Raw genomic sequence first — 16,064 nt, 5'->3', positions numbered from 1 at the left:
AATCAAACTTTTCAGCGACGGCTTTGCTGCGCTTCTGTCTTGTTCTCCGCAAACGGATCGTTACCGGCGCCATACATCTTCGTGCGCGCGGCTGAACCACTCGTTCATCTGACGGCATACAGTCGTTTAATCTAAAAAAGAACATTAATTTCAATATGATCAACACATAATAATATTATCAATCGAAACTGTTGCAACGTTGATTAAATTTGCATAATCTGCGCCTGCAACAGCTTGTTGTAAATTATGTCGGTTATGTTGATATGATTGATTTTATAGAACTAAATAATGATCAGAGGCGTGAAAAGGTTAATTCCGATCAACGCTATGAAGCCTTTCAGCAAGCATCTGCAACGGTCAAAAGCTTCCGTGGTTCATTAGTTTGGCATACTGTTGGCGGAACCGAGCATTTGATGCGCAGCTATTATAATTCTGCCGGAGTCAGACGTCAAAAGGTGGAAGGTCGCCGCTCACCAGAAACTGAGGCGATAAAAGTCAAATGGGATGCAGCTCGTCAAGCCGCTCAAGAGGTCTTGAGCGCGCGCAAATCCCAAATGGAACGCCAGACAGCTGTTAATCGCGCACTACGGCTTGGCCGCGTACCTCATCTTACGGCTCGGATTATTCGAGCCGTCGACAATGCTGGCTTGCTTGGTGCCGGGATTCGGATCGTTGGTACTAACGCGATATTTGCTTACGAAGCAATCGCCGGTGTGTTTGTAGATCCAGGCATCACCGCCACTGAAGATATTGATCTGCTCATGGATGCGCGTCGTTCTCTCAAAATGGTCGTAGATGACGACATAAAGAATAACTCACTTCTCGGCCTTCTGAAGAAAGTCGATAAATCTTTTGAACGTACTCGTTCCAGCTATCGCGCCGCGAACCGAGAGGGATATTTGGTTGACTTAATCAAACCTCCGGCCAAACCCATTTGGAGGGAAAACCGTGAAAGCATTGGCAACGGTGAAGATGAACTTGTTGCCGCTGCGATCGAAGGGCTTGATTGGCTCGAAAATTCGCCACCCTTCGAGGCAATTGCGATTGATGAAAAGGGCGAGCCTTTGCGTATAGTCGCTCCGGACCCACGTATTTTTGCCGCTCATAAATTCTGGATCTCCCAAAGGGGAGATCGTGAACCAGTTAAGCGTCAGCGTGATCGTGCGCAGGCAGAAACCGTCGCCCAATTGACGACCACTTACTTTAAACATCTTCCATATGAGGCGTCCGAGCTACGTGCGCTACCACGAACCGTTTTCGAGAATGCAGCATCCTTGTTCATCGATACATAACCGCAAATTTATTCGACAACCAGGATCAAGAAAATCATGCCTGTTATATTGATACCGTAAAAGGTTGCGTTTCCCACAGTCTCTAATGACCATGGCATTCAACGTGCCAAGCATGCACTCCGTAAGTTTTTGTCGGGCCACTGAGCAAAACGTCAAGTCGACTGTTATTAAATGGGAAGGCCAAAATTAAATAATGCGCGGAAATATCTTTCCGCGCATTATAACTAAAAGAACGGTTTCATGATCAAGCGCCTGACGGCAAATCATTATTTCGTGTCGTACGGGCCTTCGTCAAAACCCACGAAAATCTGGATATTGTTCTTTTCCGTCATCGGCACGGTGATTGCCTTGTCATTGAAGACGAACTGTGTAGCGGTATCTCCATTGGCTATCGTAACCGCCTGCTTGTGCAGCTTGGAATAGATAACCTGATCGCCCTGGCGGACGGCAACGCGGATTGGCATGGTGATGGTGCCGCTCTTGTATTTTGGTCCGGGTACGACCTTGCCGGCAGCGGCAACGTCAATCGTCATAGTCCCGGCGCCATACTGGCAGGCACGGGTCGTATCGGTCAGAGCGGCCTGATAGATCACACGTGCGGGATCCTTATCACCACCTTTTTCATATGTACTGAAGAAGGCCGTACCGTCACGCAGCGAAACCGAGGGACAGAAAGCGCGCAACTCGGATTCCTTGATGCGCTGGTCGCTGGTAGAGGCGGGCGTGGTCAACGAAGAACCTGAGCCTCCGTCGGCGGCCTTATCAGTGCCACTGGTTGTGCAGCCTGCGAGGGCTGCGAGCAAAACCGTTGCAAAGACTGGAAACAACGATGAACGATTCTGTGGTGCTGTTTGCATAAACCGGGCTTCCCTGCACTGATCGACCTGTCTTCTACATCACGCATGTGTGTAGCGCGATGACGTTTTCCCGTTTTTTGCTCCGGAGAGCAACCCCATACACGTCAACATGCTTTAAAACCTTGCGGCTTTTTTAGGGAGGCTCTATTGCATTACCCGGCTCAAAACCGCGCCGATCTGAAATGAAGGCCCAAGAAATGAAATATGTAAGCACGCGTGGGGAAGCGCCGGTCCTGGGGTTCAGCGATGCATTGCTCGCCGGTCTCGCCCGGGATGGCGGTCTCTATCTGCCGCAGGATTATCCCCAGTTTTCGCCAGAACAGATCCGCGATCTGCGCGGAAAATCCTATGTGGATATTGCGCTGGCGGTGCTCACTCCATTTGTCGACGGCGAAATTCCGCATTCGGATTTCCGTCGCATGGTACATGAAGCCTACGGCACTTTCCGCCACGATGCGGTCTGCCCGCTGGTGCAGACGGGCGCAAACGAATTCGTGCTTGAACTCTTCCATGGTCCGACGCTCGCCTTCAAGGACGTCGCCATGCAGCTTCTCGCCCGCATGATGGATTATGTGCTGGCACAGCGCGGCGAACGTGCAACTATCGTCGGCGCCACATCGGGCGATACGGGCGGCGCAGCCATTGAAGCCTTTGGTGGTCGCGACAATACCGATATCTTTATTCTGTTCCCGAACGGTCGCGTATCGCCGGTGCAGCAGCGCCAGATGACATCATCCGGTTTTTCCAACGTCCATGCCCTTTCCATCGAAGGCAATTTCGACGATTGCCAAAACCTTGTGAAAGGTATGTTCAACGACCTTCAGTTCCGTGATGCGCTGTCGCTTTCGGGTGTGAACTCGATCAACTGGGCGCGCATCATGCCGCAGGTTGTCTATTATTTTACGGCCGCACTGAGCCTCGGCGCGCCGGATCGCGCTGTATCTTTCACCGTGCCGACTGGTAATTTCGGCGATATTTTCGCAGGCTATGTGGCCAAGCGCATGGGATTGCCCATCAACCAGCTGATTATCGCCACCAACGACAACGACATTCTCTCGCGCACGCTGGAAACCGGCGCGTATGAAATGCGCGGTGTTGCACAGACGACATCACCGTCGATGGATATCCAGATTTCCTCAAACTTCGAACGTCTCCTGTTCGAAGCGCATGCACGCGATGCGGCAGCATTGCGCGGCCTGATGGACAGCCTGAAGCAATCAGGAGGCTTTTCGATCTCCGAAAAGCCTCTTTCGGCGATCCGCAGCGAATTCTCGGCCAGCCGTTCGACTGTCGACGAGACCGCAGCAACGATCAAATCCGTGCTTGAGGCGGACGGCTATCTGCTTGATCCGCATTCGGCAATCGGCGTGAAGGTCGCTCGCGAAAATGTGTCCGATGCTGCACCGATGGTTGTTCTTGCAACCGCGCATCCGGCCAAATTCCCCGATGCCGTAAAGGCTGCCAGTGGTGTCGAGCCACAGCTTCCAGCATGGCTTTCGGACTTGATGCAACGAAAAGAAAGCTTCACAGTTCTTCACAACGACCTGAAAATCGTGGAAGAATACGTTCGCCGCCATTCGAGAGCTTAAAAAGACCGGCTCCGAGACGAGAACCAGAGCGGGAATGCAGGGAGCAGTTTGCTTATGGGTGTTGAAGTAACGCGTCTTTCCAATGGATTGACGATAGCCACCGATACAATGTCCCACGTGGAAAGCGTGGCGCTTGGAATCTGGGTCAAGGCCGGTGCGCGAAACGAAGCTGCCGACAGGCATGGCATTGCTCATCTTCTCGAGCATATGGCATTCAAGGGAACCGAAAACCGCACTGCCTGGCAAATAGCATCGGATATTGAAAATGTCGGCGGCGAGATCAATGCCGCCACCAGCGTCGAAACCACATCCTATTATGCGCGTGTTCTGCGCAATGACGTGCCGCTGGCTATCGACATTCTCTCCGATATCCTGACCGCGTCCAAGTTCGACGAAGCTGAGCTGGAACGCGAGAAACAGGTCATCATGCAGGAGATCGGCGCGGCACACGACACGCCCGACGATATTGTTTTCGACCGTTTCACGGAAACAGCCTACCGCCATCAACCGATCGGACGCGCCATTCTCGGCGAACCTGAGACAGTGATGTCTTTTACCTCTGCCGATCTGCGCCAGTATATGGACGAGCAGTATAGCGCCGACCGCATGGTCGTGACGGCTGCGGGCGGTGTCGATCACGATGCATTCGTGAAGGAAGTCGAAAAACGCCTCGGCGGTTTCCGCGCCCACAATACAGCGCCGACCCTTGACCTTGCTCACTATGTTGGCGGTGATTTCCGTGAAAATCGCGAACTCATGGATGCACAGGTTCTGATCGGCTTCGAGGGCCGTGCCTACCATGTGCGCGATTTCTATGCCTCGCAGCTTCTCTCCATGGTCCTTGGCGGCGGCATGTCCTCACGCCTCTTCCAGGAAGTGCGCGAGAAACGTGGCCTCTGCTATTCGGTCTATGCCTTCCATTGGGGCTTCTCGGATACCGGTTTGTTCGGCATCCACGCTGCAACGGGTCGCGACGAGCTGGTCGAACTGGTTCCCGTCCTCATCGATGAACTGCATAAGGCAGCCGACTCCATCAGCCTCGAAGAAGTGGACCGCGCCCGCGCGCAGTATCGTGCAAGCCTTCTCATGTCACAGGAGAGCGCTGCAAGCCGTGCGGGACAGGTCGCGCGCCAGTTCCTGCTCTATGGTCGCCCTGTCGATAACAGCGAACTGATGGATCGTCTTTCGCTGATTACGCCAGAACGGTTGACCGATCTGGCAGGACGCCTGTTCCTCGACAGCAAGCCCACCATCGCCGGTGTCGGCCCAGTTGGGCGACTGATGAGCTTCGACGGGCTATCGGATGCACTTTCGACCAGCGCGCATGCGAGGAAGATCGCTGTATAATTGAGGCAATAGGGCATTAGGGGAGTAGGGCAGTATGTTTAGCTCGGCGAATACGTCCACCCTTCCCTACTGCCTTACTGACTTACTGCCATATTGCTTTATCCCGTCATGATCGGCCTGCCCTTCCGTAGAAGCAATCCGACTGTCCTGCGTGGCCAGCGCATTTATCTGCGTGAGCCGATGATGAGCGATTTTGCGAGTTGGGCCAGTCTGCGGGAACAGAGCCGCGCCTTTCTTGCCCCGTGGGAGCCAACATGGCCCGACGACGACCTCACCAAGAGCGCCTTCCGCCATCGGATGCGCCGTTTTCAAGATGAAATATCGGCTGGAACCGGCTATCCATTTTTCGTGTTCCGCAATAGCGACAACAAGCTCGTCGGCGGCATTACGCTCGGCAATATCCGGCGTGGCGTCGGCCAGAACGGCATGATCGGCTACTGGAGCGGCGAGCCTTACGCCGGCAAGGGCTATATGACCGAAGCCCTATCGCTGGTTATCCCCTTCGCATTCGATCAACTCCGGTTGCACCGGATTGAAGCAGCCTGTATCCCTCATAACGAGCGTTCGATACGGCTTCTCGAAAAAGCCGGATTTCAGAGAGAAGGACTGCTGCGTTCCTATCTCAAGATAAACGGCTTCTGGCAGGATCACCTGCTTTTTGCCCTTATAGAAAGCGACAAACGTATGACGGATAGCCGCATGATCAATGGCAAGGTTGGACGCTCGTGACCGGTTTTGCGGGTAAGTGGTTTGTTGCTGGTGCGCGATTTCTCGCGCTCATGGTTTTTCTGACCATCTCGGTCGTCCAGGCATCGGCCATTGAACCAATCAAGATTTCCAAGGAAGATACGGCCCTCGACCTGTCTCGCGCTGTCGAACTTCTGCGCAACAAGGGCGAGAGCGTGCAGGTATCGACTGCACCGGGTCCTGACGGCATTGTGCGCCGTATCGAAGTGCAGGCCGATCAGAACAGCAAGGCATCAGGCGACTGGGCTGCTTTCTCGATTGCAAACCCCACCGACGAGCAGATTGACCGCCTGATTGTGGCTCCGCATTTCCGTCTTGTCGGCTCCGGCGTCATCTGGCCTGATCTTGGCTCTCCGCGCATTGCATCGATCACGCCCAGCGAGGGCTTCGCGCTCGACCGCCAGCCAAGTGCTGATGCAGACGTCTTCCGCATCACGCTCAATCCGGGCAGCGTTGTTACCTTCGTGGCCGAACTGTCTTCGCACAACCTGCCCCAGCTCTATCTCTGGGAGCCGGAAGCCTACAAGGATGCGGTCAATTCCTACACGCTTTATCGCGGTATTCTGCTCGGCATTTCCGGCCTGCTGGCACTGTTTCTAACTATCCTTTTCGTCGTCAAGGGCACCTCGCTCTTTCCAGCCACCGCCGCGCTTGCATGGGCGGTTCTGGCCTATATCTGCGTCGATTTCGGCTTCTGGAACAAGCTGATGGAGATTACGCCGGGTAATGAACAAATCTGGCGCGCGGGCACCGAGGTGGCGCTTGCCGCCTCGCTTGTGATTTTCCTGTTCACCTATCTCAATCTCAACCGCTGGCACGATCATTTCAGCTATGGCGCGGTAACATGGGTTCTGGGTCTGCTGGCGCTTGCAGGGGTTGCCGTTTTCGATCCGCCCGTAGCTTCCGGTATTGCGCGCATTTCGCTGGCACTAACCGTCCTGTCCGGCGTTGCCATTATCGGCTATCTGGCGGTCAAAGGGTATGATCGCGCCGTCATGTTGATACCGGCCTGGCTCCTTACCCTCATATGGTTGCTGGGTGCCTGGATGACGGTTTCAGGCAGGCTCGACAATGATATCGTGCAGCCTGCCCTTGGTGGCGGTCTGGTCCTTATCGTTCTTCTGATCGGCTTTACCGTCATGCAGCACGCCTTTGCTGGCGGAGCGCTGCAACAGGGCCTCCTGTCCGACATGGAGCGACAGGCTCTCGCCGTCATCGGTGCAGGGGACATCGTTTGGGATTGGGATGTACCGCGTGATCGTGTTGTGACTACGCCAGACATCGCCAATTATCTTGGCAATACGGCCAACAGCCTGCAAGGCCCGGTGCGCAACTGGCTTCCCGCCATGCATGCCGATGATCGCGATCGCTTCCGCTCGACGCTTGATGCCATTCTGGAAAACCGGCGCGGGCGGATTGGCCAGATTTTCCGGCTCCGCGCCAATGATGGCCACTATCATTGGTATGCGCTGCGTGCGCGCCCCGTCATCGGTTCGGATGGTGAAGTGGTGCGTTGCGTTGGTACGCTGGTCAATGTGACGGAACAGAAAAAGGCGGAGGAACGCCTGTTGCACGATGCCGTGCACGACAATCTGACCGGCCTCCCGAACCGTGAATTGTTCCTCGACCGTCTCAGCAACGTCATGAACATGGCACGCGGGGAAAGCAATCTGCACCCGACGGTATTCATCATCGACATAGACCGCTTCAAACAGGTCAATGACAGCCTTGGCATGTCGGCAGGCGATACAATCCTCCTGACGATTTCACGTCGTCTGGCACGCCTCATGAAGCCGCAGGATACTCTCTCGCGCCTGTCTTCCGACCAGTTCGGCCTGCTGCTCGCGTCTGAAAGCGATCCGGGACGCATCGCCTCCTTCGCCGAAGCTCTGCGTCAGGCCGTGCGCGCACCGATTGCCTATGCAAAGCGCGAAATCGTTCTGACGTCATCCGTCGGCCTGATTACCTGGACGAAAACGGCGACAACCGCTGAAGATTTCGTGAAGGACGCCGAGCTTGCCATGTATCAGGCAAAGCGTTTCGGTGGTGACCGGATCGAACCGTTCCGTCCGGCATTCAGAGCCATCGGCAGCGATAAGCTCCAGCTTGAGTCCGATCTGCGTCGTGCGCTTGAACGCGACGAAATCAGCCTTGTCTATCAGCCCATCGTCAAGCTTGATGAAGGTACGATTGCCGGTTTCGAAGCGCTCATGCGCTGGGAACATCCGCGGCGCGGCGCGATTTCGCCTTCGGAGTTTATTCCAATTGCGGAAAATTCCGGTCTTATCATTCAACTTGGTCTGTTTGCGATGCAAAGGGCTGCGGAAGACCTGTTCGCGTGGCAGGAACTGTTCCCGAAACTTGAGCTTTTCGTTTCAGTCAATCTTTCATCCACGCAACTCATCCGTCAGGACCTCATCAATGATGTCCGTTCAGTGCTCTCCCGTATTCATCTCAATCCGGGCAGCCTCAAGCTTGAACTGACGGAATCTGTTCTCATGGAAAATCCGGAACAATCCACGCATGTCCTGGCCCGGCTTAAAGCGATGGGCATAGGCTTGTCGCTTGACGATTTCGGGACGGGCTATTCCTCACTGGCATATCTCACGCGCTTCCCCTTCGACATCATCAAGATCGACCGGTCGTTCGTGAAGGGCGACCAGCCGCAGAAAGCCACCTTGCTGCGCTCGATTGTGAGCATGGCGCATGATCTCGGCCTTGCGGTCGTTACCGAAGGTGTGGAGAGCGAAAGCGATGCGCTTCAGCTTCGCCAGATGGGTTGTGAATATGTGCAGAGTTTCATGTTCGGTCAGCCGACCAGCCGGGACGAAGCAACCCGCATGATCCGCGAACAACTGGACGCTGCGGCGGCTTGATTAGGGCAGTAGGGCAGTAGGGCAGTAGGGCAGTAGGGCAGTAGGGCAGTAGGGCAGTAGGGCAGTAGGGCAGTAGGGCAGTAGGAAAATATGGTCGTTTCGGCCGTATGCAATTCAAACATATTGCCTTAATGCCCTATCGCCTCAATCCCTTCCTCACGCATGCCCCGCATCGGAAACGAGCCGGGACATATCAATGCCCATATGGAGCATCAGGCGCGAATACTTGCCCTCGATATCGCTGTCGAACAACATGTCGAGCGGCGCATCACAGGTTAACCAGCCATTCTCGGCCAGTTCCACTTCGATCTGACCAGGTGCCCAACCGGAATAACCAAGGGCCATCAGGGCTTGTGATGGTCCCCTGCCCCCGTAAATGGCACGCAGAATATCGACCGTTGCCGTGAGGCAGACATCCTCTGAAACCGGCATGGTGGAATCGACCATATAATCGTCGGTATGCAGCACGAACCCGCGGGTACGGTCCACCGGACCGCCATTGCGCACCATCATATGTTGCGCACGATCCGGCAGAATAATCAGTTCATCCTCATCGATAACCCCGATCTGACGCAGGAGGTCAGGGAACTCGACCGGCTGAAGCTGATTGATGATGAAGCCCATCGCACCTTCATCAGAATGCGCGCAGATATAGACCACTGACCGGGCAAAACGCTCGTCGCTCATTCCGGGCATGGCAAGCAGGAATTGCCCGTTTAGAAAACCCTGCTCTTTGTTCGGCGTCTTGAGAATGGTCATGATTATGAAGGTAGCAAGACTACGCAAAATAACAATGGCCATTTATTTTGAGCCCCGAATTCGAAGCAGAACCCAGCTTGCACAACCGGACGGAACGCCGCCATACAAGCAACAAATTTGCGCCCGACGATCCCGGTAATATTGGACTTGAAGCGACCATCTTTTCGTTCCATCTTTTGCCCATGAACAACCGAACTTTTGCCTTCGCCCCGCTTTTGTTGGCCTCACTGGCACTACCAGCATTGGCCTCGACCTCCGAGTGGACCGAGACGCCCGGCGGGCGTGTGCGTGTCGTTATTGAAGACAACGGCCCGAACGATGCGGCCAGTGGCGAACGGCGCGGTGCCTTGCAGATCGAGTTGCAGCCCGGCTGGAAGACCTATTGGCGTAATCCCGGCGATGCAGGCGTTCCACCGCAGATCAATATCGAGGGAAATGCAAAAGCGCAGATCGATTTCCCGGCACCTGTCCGGTTTGGCGGCGATGATGAAAGCGGCATCGGATATAAACACCCCGTTTCGCTGCCAATCGTGTTTCATTTGACATCCGCCGACACACGGCTAAAGGGCCATGTTTTTCTCGGGGTCTGCGAGAAAATCTGCGTTCCGGTGCAGGCAAATTTCGACTTCCCCCTCAACGAAGACGGACAACAGGCTTCGCCACAAGCGATAGCTGCGCGCACAATCATTGAGACCGCTTTCGACCGGCTCCCGACACCGGCAACTTCGACATTCGGCATAAGCAATGTGAAACGGGATGGAGACAAGGCCGTCTTCGATCTCACCGTTCCCGATCCCGCGACCCCTGCGGAGCTGTTCGTTGCCAGCGACAAGGTCAGGCTTTCCGACGCTGTTGCAGTTGAAAGCGGCCAGACCGGGCATCGTTTTTCCGTCCAGATGCATGGAAAGGCCGACAAGCCCGTTATCGACTATACCATCGTGCAAAATGGAAAAGCCGTCGCCGGTCAGGTGACCCTGGATTAGCCCTTTCCTGCTTTTATCCGTGTTTTGAAATTGTCCGACGACCTGTTATCGGTTTAACTGTGTCGCCCGCGCTTCGCGGTGCGATTAGCGTTTGACAATAGGCAGTGGAGCAGACGGCCCCCTGCCCCGAGGAGAAATTAGATGACGATCAAAGTTGGCGACAAGCTGCCTGCAGCGACTTTCAAGGTGAAGACTGCAGACGGCGTCAAGGAAATGACGACCGACGAAGTCTTCAAGGGCAAGAAAGTCGTTCTCTTTGCCGTTCCAGGCGCCTTCACGCCGACCTGCAGCCTCAATCACCTGCCGGGTTATCTTGATAATCGCGACGCCATCCTTGCCAAGGGTGTCGACCAGATTGCTGTGGTTGCGGTAAACGACGCCTTCGTCATGGGCGCATGGGCGCAAAGCACGGGCGGCGAAGGCAAGATCCTCTATTTGGCTGATGGTTCAGCAGCCTTCACCAAGGCTGCAGGCCTCGAGCTCGACGCCACTGCTGGCGGCCTCGGCATCCGTTCCAAGCGTTATTCGGCAATTGTGGAAGACGGTGTCGTCAAGACGCTCAACATCGAAGAACAGGCCGGACAGGCGGTTACATCGGCTGCGTCGGGCATTCTCGAACAGCTTTGATCCGGAGCCTTTCCAACAAAAGTTCGAAGCGCCTTCGCGGAGAAATTAGTCCGCTGGACTGATTTCCTGCCCCGCTTTGATGCCAAGGATAATGCTTAGAAACAGATGGTTAGAGCGTTTCCAACGATTTCATTAAAACGGGAAGCGCTCTAACAAAAAGGGCGGCAATGCCGCCCTTTTTCATGCAAGTTTATTGCACTTTCAATGATTTACGGCCGCCATATTTGAACGGCTCCATGCCCTCCCGGGCAAGTTCATCGGCGCGTTCATTTTCCGGATGTCCGGCATGGCCCTTGACCCAATGCCAGTTGACCCTGTGCGGTTTGCGCGCTTCGTCGAGCGCCTGCCACAGTTCGGCATTCTTGACCGGCTTCTTGTCAGCGGTCTTCCATCCGTTGCGCTTCCAGCCTTCGATCCAGCCGGAAATGCCATCGCGTACATAGACTGAGTCCGTATAGAGATCGACTTCGCACGGTTCTTTGAGTGCCGAAAGCGCAGAGATAGCCGCCATCAACTCCATCCGGTTGTTGGTCGTGTCGGCTTCGCCGCCCTTCAGTTCCTTGACATTGCCGTTCCAGCGCAGAATTGCGCCCCAGCCGCCGGGACCAGGATTGCCGGAGCAGGCACCATCCGTAAAAGCCTCAATCCGCTTCACGCAGCCGCTCCCTGCTGCTCCAGCCCATATTCGGCTGCAGTTTCAATCTGGCGATGGAAACGCATCTTGCGCACATATTCCATTGGGTCTTTCTTGACCACGAAACTGCCTTCCGGGACGTTGAGCCAGTCGTAAAGCCGGGTGAGCATGAAACGGATGGCAGCCCCACGTGCCAGAACCGGCAGCGCATCGGCCTCAGCCGCAGACAGCGGACGAACCGAGGTGTAGCCGCGCAGAAGCGCCGCTCCCTTGGTGCGATTGTAGGAGAAATCCTTCTCAAAGCACCATGCATTCAGGCAGACGGCGACATCGTAGGCAAGAATGTCCGTGCAGGCGAAATAGAAATCGATAAAGCCTGAAAGCCTGTTGCCGAGGAAGAAGACATTATCCGGAAAGAGATCGGCATGGATCACGCCCTGCGGCAGATCGGCGGGCCAGTTCTTTTCAAGAAAGGCAAGGTCGGCTTCCGCCTCGCGGACGAGACCCGGCTCCACCGTATCCGCGCGTTCACGCGACAGGTTCCACAGCGGGCGCCAGTCAGAAAGCGTCAGGCCATTGCGGCGGCGCAGCGAAAAATCAGCGCCTGCCAGATGCATATGCGCCAGCCCCTCACCGACAGCTTCGCAATGTTCCACCGTCGGGCGGCGCATCCACATGCCCTCAAGGAAAGTGACAATTGCGGCGGGCCGTCCGGCAAGTTCACCGATTGTCGTGCCGTCGCGACGAACCACCGGCTGCGGGCATTCAAGGCTACGGCTGGCCAGATGCTGCATCAGGCCGAGAAAGAATGGCAGGTCTTCGCGATTGGTGCGCTTCTCATAAAGCGTCAGGATGAAGGAACCTGAAGAGGTGTGCAGAAGATAGTTGGAGTTCTCCACTCCTTCCGCGATGCCTTTGTAAGATGTCAGTGTGCCGATATCGTACTGCTGCAGGAAAGCGCCAAGTTCGATTTCATTAATATCCGTATAGACGGCCATGCCGCTTATTTCCCTTGTATGATCTTGGGCATCAATTTCGGAATACCGACCACCCGGTGTTCCCCGTTGACGAATGCCATATCCTGCACCGTCAGTTCCACATCGCGAATCTCGCGGTTCACAAGGAAGTTCTCGGTTTCGACCGTCGTTTCAGCCAGCTCGATCTTCACGTTGAAGCGCGCCTTGAAGGCATCAATGATTTCATCAACGATGATTTCCGGTGCCGACGCCCCAGCCGACAGGCCTACCACCGATATATCCCCTATGCGCTCCCATTCGATATCAGTCGCGCGCTGAACCAGCATCGACATCCGCGCGCCAGCCTTTTCCGCCACTTCAACCAGACGTTTGGAATTGGAAGAATTCGGTGCGCCGACAATCAGAAACAGATCACATCCCGGAGCGGCAGATCGCACCGCATCTTGCCGGTTGGTCGTGGCATAGCAAATCGATTCCGCAGCCGGAGCCGAAAGGTTCGGAAAGCGCGCCTGCAATTCCTCAATGATACCGGCCGTGTCATCCACCGAAAGCGTCGTCTGCGTCACGAAGCCGAGATTGTTCTCATCATCGAAATGGCAGTTACGCGCATCCTCAACGGTTTCGATCAGCGTCACCGCACCATCCGGCAATTGCCCCATGGTGCCGATCACTTCAGGATGGCCGGAATGACCTATCAGAATAACATGGCGACCGAGGCGCTGATGGCGCATGGCCTGCTTGTGCACCTTGGAAACAAGGGGACAGGTTGCATCGAGATAAAACAGGTTCTTGGCTTCCGCATCCGCAGGCACGGACTTTGGCACACCGTGCGCAGAAAACACGACTGGCTGATCGCGGTGCGCTGTGGGGATTTCGTCCAGTTCTTCCACAAAAATCGCGCCACGGGACTGCAAACCCTCTACCACATAGCGGTTGTGCACGATCTCATGGCGAACATAGACCGGCGCGCCGTATTTCTTCAGCGCCAGCACGACAATTTGGATCGCCCGGTCCACTCCGGCACAAAAGCCGCGCGGGCCGCAAAGGCGAATTTCCAGTGTTGGTCGCTGATCGGTCATGAAGCGTGCTCGCAAGGTTCGGCGTGGCTTTAAACTCAAGCGCGTTGCGCTTTCAGTTTTTGTTCTGACTCATGTCTTTGTCCCCAAAACCGGTGCCCGCTTTTGGAAGACATGCTTTAATCCCGGAGTTGGGCTGCAACGAGACCGTTGTCAAGCCCTCACCCCTTTCGATAGCGCCACAACCACGTCCCGACAACCCCTATCAGGGCCAGAGCGAGGCCATACCACGTCGCCGCGTATTGCAGATGGTTGTTGGGAAAATCGATAATCGTTACACCACCGATAGGTAAACCGCCCGGATTGGGCTTGTTGTCGGCATCAATGAAGAACGGCACGACCTCATCCAGATTTGGCAGATCGGCGCTTTCCGCCATCGCCGTCCAGTCCTTCCAGTAGAAGATATCCTTGGCAACATCATTCTCGGGAAGGAAGAAACCCGGCTTCGCCGACAAGGGATCGCGCGCCAGCCCAGTCACGCTCACCGGACCGTCTATCTGCCCTTCGGCGCGCGTTGACGGGTCCTTCTTCTCGTAAGGAACGAAGCCGCGATTAACCAGCACGAAACGCCCGTCCTCAAGCATCAATGGGGTATAGACATTATATCCGGCTGCTCCCTCATAGGTGGCCAGAAAATGCCGTTCGCCCTGATGCATAAAAGTGCCCGAGACTGTCACCGGACCATATTCGACCGATCCCTCCGCCTTGTAGACTTTCTCCATTTCGGAAAGCGGCAGCGGCGGTTCGTGAATGCGCTGTTCGGTCGATGCGATCAGCGCTTCCTTCCATTGCAGGCGTTCCACCTGCCAGGTGCCGAGCGCCAGCAGAATGACGAGCGCTATGGCAGAAGCGATCAACACACCCCAGGGAAAACGACGCGACTGCTGTGCTGCCGTCATTGGCCGTCATCCTGTCGGTTGTCCAGACGCCCCTGCGCGGCCTTATGGCGATATTGCATGTTGATAAGGATACCCTTGGCCCATCGCATGGCCACAAGGCTGAGAATGATCGCTAGCGGCACCCAAAGAATGAAATGCACCCAGAGCGGGGGCCCGAAATTCACTTCCATCCAGAGCGCAAGACCGACAACAATGAAGCCAATAATCAAAATGACAAATGCCGCGGGACCGTCACCAGAATCGGCAAACGAATAATCCAGTCCGCAGGCTTTGCAGCGCGGAGCGACTTTCAGGAAACCGTCGAACAGCTTCCCCTCACCGCAACGCGGGCAATGTCCGGCAATGCCACTCTTTATTGGATCAACGGGAGGATAAATATTGTGATCCGGCATTGCGATTCCCTTCTCATTATCTGTTCACAAACAAAAGGCGGCCATGTTGCCAGGGCCGCCTCGAAACTTGTGACTGCTAACTATCAGCCACCGTGCATCGGTGCGCCCCATCCACCCCATACATAGATGGCGAAGAAGAGGAACAGCCAGACCACGTCGACGAAGTGCCAGTACCAGGCAGCGGCTTCGAAACCGAAATGCTGCTTTGGCGTGAAGTCACCGCCGATGGCGCGGATAAGGCAGACCAGAAGGAAGATCGTGCCGATGATGACGTGGAATCCGTGGAAACCGGTCGCCATGAAGAAGGTTGCGCCGTAGATCGAGTCCTTGAACGCAAACGGTGCGTGAACGTACTCATAGGCCTGCACGAAGGAGAACAGGACGCCGAGAGCGACCGTGATCGCCAGACCGGTGATCATGCCCTTGCGATCATTGTGCAACAGCGCATGGTGCGCCCAGGTCAGCGTCGTGCCCGACAGGAGCAGGATTACGGTATTGTAGAGCGGCAGGTGCAGAGGATCGAGAACCTCGATGCCTTTTGGAGGCCAGACGCCGCCCGTGAATGTGGCGCGCGCTACCTGATGCACTTCATTCGGGAAAAGGCTTGCGTCGAAAAACGCCCAGAACCAAGCCACGAAGAACATGACTTCCGAGGCGATGAACATAATCATGCCGTAGCGCAGATGCAGCGACACGACGCGGGTATGGTGACCCTCATGCCCTTCCTTGATCGTATCTGACCACCAGCCATACATGCAGTAAAGCACGATCGCGAGGCCGATGAAGAAAATCCATGGCGTCACAACGTTGAGGCCGAAGAACGGCAGCTCACCGGCATTGATGTAACGCATCCACGCAATACCGCCGACGGCAAGCACGAATGCACCCACCGAGCTCAGAAACGGCCAAGGACTGGGCGCGATGATATGATAGTCGTGATTTTTCTGATGAACGTCGGCCATGTCTCTCCCCGTAAATCCCCTTAGGGGCTCCTCTCTCGTACCTTCCT

15 protein-coding genes are annotated in these 16,064 nt (G+C 55.5%); 7 read left to right on the top strand and 8 right to left on the bottom strand.

Going from position 1 to position 16,064, the window contains the following annotated elements; genetic code table 11:
* The first annotated feature begins 209 nt into the window (after positions 1–209).
* Complete coding sequence (locus F9K91_RS03670) at positions 210–1,292, top strand: nucleotidyltransferase family protein (protein ID WP_235912749.1); 1,083 nt, start codon at positions 210–212, stop codon at positions 1,290–1,292.
* Positions 1,293–1,558: 266 nt separating this feature from the next.
* On the opposite strand, the gene F9K91_RS03665 is transcribed toward F9K91_RS03670, so the two are convergent.
* Positions 1,559–2,149: a hypothetical protein gene (locus tag F9K91_RS03665; RefSeq protein WP_151554214.1), complete on the bottom strand. Its 591-nt coding sequence runs from the start codon at positions 2,147–2,149 to the stop codon at positions 1,559–1,561.
* A gap of 197 nt (positions 2,150–2,346) precedes the next feature.
* Between F9K91_RS03665 and thrC the strand changes: the two genes are divergently transcribed.
* From thrC to pdeA, 4 genes are all read left to right on the top strand, one after another.
* A complete protein-coding gene (gene thrC, locus F9K91_RS03660; protein WP_151677192.1) occupies positions 2,347–3,738 on the top strand; it encodes a threonine synthase in 1,392 nt (463 codons plus the stop codon).
* 54 nt (positions 3,739–3,792) lie between these two features.
* Positions 3,793–5,085, top strand: coding sequence for a M16 family metallopeptidase (locus F9K91_RS03655; RefSeq protein ID WP_151554216.1), 1,293 nt, complete (start codon positions 3,793–3,795; stop codon positions 5,083–5,085).
* Between the two features lie 108 nt (positions 5,086–5,193).
* Positions 5,194–5,814, top strand: a complete 621-nt coding sequence (locus tag F9K91_RS03650) for a GNAT family N-acetyltransferase (RefSeq protein ID WP_151677268.1) — start codon at positions 5,194–5,196, stop codon at positions 5,812–5,814.
* Positions 5,815–5,864: 50 nt separating this feature from the next.
* Positions 5,865–8,708: a phosphodiesterase PdeA gene (gene pdeA, locus F9K91_RS03645; protein ID WP_282188492.1), complete on the top strand. Its 2,844-nt coding sequence runs from the start codon at positions 5,865–5,867 to the stop codon at positions 8,706–8,708.
* Positions 8,709–8,864: 156 nt separating this feature from the next.
* On the opposite strand, the gene F9K91_RS03635 is transcribed toward pdeA, so the two are convergent.
* Positions 8,865–9,467 carry a YqgE/AlgH family protein gene (locus F9K91_RS03635; RefSeq protein WP_061345250.1) on the bottom strand — a complete coding sequence of 201 codons (603 nt, stop codon included), beginning with the start codon at positions 9,465–9,467 and terminating at the stop codon, positions 8,865–8,867.
* Positions 9,468–9,649: 182 nt separating this feature from the next.
* Here F9K91_RS03635 and F9K91_RS03630 point away from each other — a divergent pair, with 182 nt between their 5' ends.
* Both F9K91_RS03630 and F9K91_RS03625 read left to right on the top strand, forming a co-directional pair.
* Complete coding sequence (locus tag F9K91_RS03630; protein ID WP_151677267.1) at positions 9,650–10,450, top strand: protein-disulfide reductase DsbD domain-containing protein; 801 nt, start codon at positions 9,650–9,652, stop codon at positions 10,448–10,450.
* 141 nt (positions 10,451–10,591) lie between these two features.
* Positions 10,592–11,077 carry a peroxiredoxin gene (locus tag F9K91_RS03625; RefSeq protein ID WP_061345161.1) on the top strand — a complete coding sequence of 162 codons (486 nt, stop codon included), beginning with the start codon at positions 10,592–10,594 and terminating at the stop codon, positions 11,075–11,077.
* 190 nt (positions 11,078–11,267) lie between these two features.
* On the opposite strand, the gene rnhA is transcribed toward F9K91_RS03625, so the two are convergent.
* The 6 genes from rnhA to F9K91_RS03595 form a co-directional block, all read right to left on the bottom strand.
* Entirely contained in the window at positions 11,268–11,732 is a 465-nt protein-coding gene (rnhA, locus tag F9K91_RS03620; protein ID WP_151677188.1) for a ribonuclease HI, read from the bottom strand.
* Positions 11,729–12,709 carry a homoserine kinase gene (locus F9K91_RS03615; protein ID WP_151554220.1) on the bottom strand — a complete coding sequence of 327 codons (981 nt, stop codon included), beginning with the start codon at positions 12,707–12,709 and terminating at the stop codon, positions 11,729–11,731. Before F9K91_RS03615 ends, rnhA begins: the two co-directional genes overlap by 4 nt.
* Positions 12,710–12,714: 5 nt before the next feature.
* Entirely contained in the window at positions 12,715–13,767 is a 1,053-nt protein-coding gene (ispH, locus tag F9K91_RS03610; protein ID WP_151677186.1) for a 4-hydroxy-3-methylbut-2-enyl diphosphate reductase, read from the bottom strand.
* Between the two features lie 158 nt (positions 13,768–13,925).
* A complete protein-coding gene (locus F9K91_RS03605; protein WP_151677185.1) occupies positions 13,926–14,663 on the bottom strand; it encodes an SURF1 family protein in 738 nt (245 codons plus the stop codon).
* Positions 14,660–15,055, bottom strand: a complete 396-nt coding sequence (locus F9K91_RS03600) for a DUF983 domain-containing protein (protein WP_061345156.1) — start codon at positions 15,053–15,055, stop codon at positions 14,660–14,662. Before F9K91_RS03600 ends, F9K91_RS03605 begins: the two co-directional genes overlap by 4 nt.
* A gap of 83 nt (positions 15,056–15,138) precedes the next feature.
* On the bottom strand, positions 15,139–16,017 hold the full coding sequence (locus F9K91_RS03595) for a cytochrome c oxidase subunit 3 (RefSeq protein ID WP_061345155.1): 879 nt from the start codon (positions 16,015–16,017) through the stop codon (positions 15,139–15,141).
* Positions 16,018–16,064 lie beyond the last annotated feature (47 nt).

The sequence above is a fragment of the Brucella tritici genome, assembly GCF_008932295.1.
Lineage (GTDB): Bacteria > Pseudomonadota > Alphaproteobacteria > Rhizobiales > Rhizobiaceae > Brucella > Brucella tritici.
Note: the sequence above shows the minus strand (reverse complement) of the source record. Positions and strands in the feature narration are given on the sequence as shown.

What these genes read in the sequence shown, in the direction of transcription:
- F9K91_RS03655 (WP_151554216.1), top strand. Translation starts at nt 3,793, where the DNA reads ATGGGTGTTGAAGTAACGCGTCTTTCCAATGGATTGACGATAGCCACC.
- F9K91_RS03630 (WP_151677267.1), top strand. Translation starts at nt 9,650, where the DNA reads ATGAACAACCGAACTTTTGCCTTCGCCCCGCTTTTGTTGGCCTCACTG.
- F9K91_RS03600 (WP_061345156.1), bottom strand. Translation starts at nt 15,055, where the DNA reads ATGCCGGATCACAATATTTATCCTCCCGTTGATCCAATAAAGAGTGGC.
- F9K91_RS03635 (WP_061345250.1), bottom strand. Translation starts at nt 9,467, where the DNA reads ATGACCATTCTCAAGACGCCGAACAAAGAGCAGGGTTTTCTAAACGGG.
- ispH (WP_151677186.1), bottom strand. Translation starts at nt 13,767, where the DNA reads ATGACCGATCAGCGACCAACACTGGAAATTCGCCTTTGCGGCCCGCGC.
- F9K91_RS03625 (WP_061345161.1), top strand. Translation starts at nt 10,592, where the DNA reads ATGACGATCAAAGTTGGCGACAAGCTGCCTGCAGCGACTTTCAAGGTG.
- F9K91_RS03665 (WP_151554214.1), bottom strand. Translation starts at nt 2,149, where the DNA reads ATGCAAACAGCACCACAGAATCGTTCATCGTTGTTTCCAGTCTTTGCA.
- F9K91_RS03595 (WP_061345155.1), bottom strand. Translation starts at nt 16,017, where the DNA reads ATGGCCGACGTTCATCAGAAAAATCACGACTATCATATCATCGCGCCC.
- pdeA (WP_282188492.1), top strand. Translation starts at nt 5,865, where the DNA reads ATGGTTTTTCTGACCATCTCGGTCGTCCAGGCATCGGCCATTGAACCA.
- F9K91_RS03605 (WP_151677185.1), bottom strand. Translation starts at nt 14,663, where the DNA reads ATGACGGCAGCACAGCAGTCGCGTCGTTTTCCCTGGGGTGTGTTGATC.
- thrC (WP_151677192.1), top strand. Translation starts at nt 2,347, where the DNA reads ATGAAATATGTAAGCACGCGTGGGGAAGCGCCGGTCCTGGGGTTCAGC.
- F9K91_RS03650 (WP_151677268.1), top strand. Translation starts at nt 5,194, where the DNA reads ATGATCGGCCTGCCCTTCCGTAGAAGCAATCCGACTGTCCTGCGTGGC.
- F9K91_RS03615 (WP_151554220.1), bottom strand. Translation starts at nt 12,709, where the DNA reads ATGGCCGTCTATACGGATATTAATGAAATCGAACTTGGCGCTTTCCTG.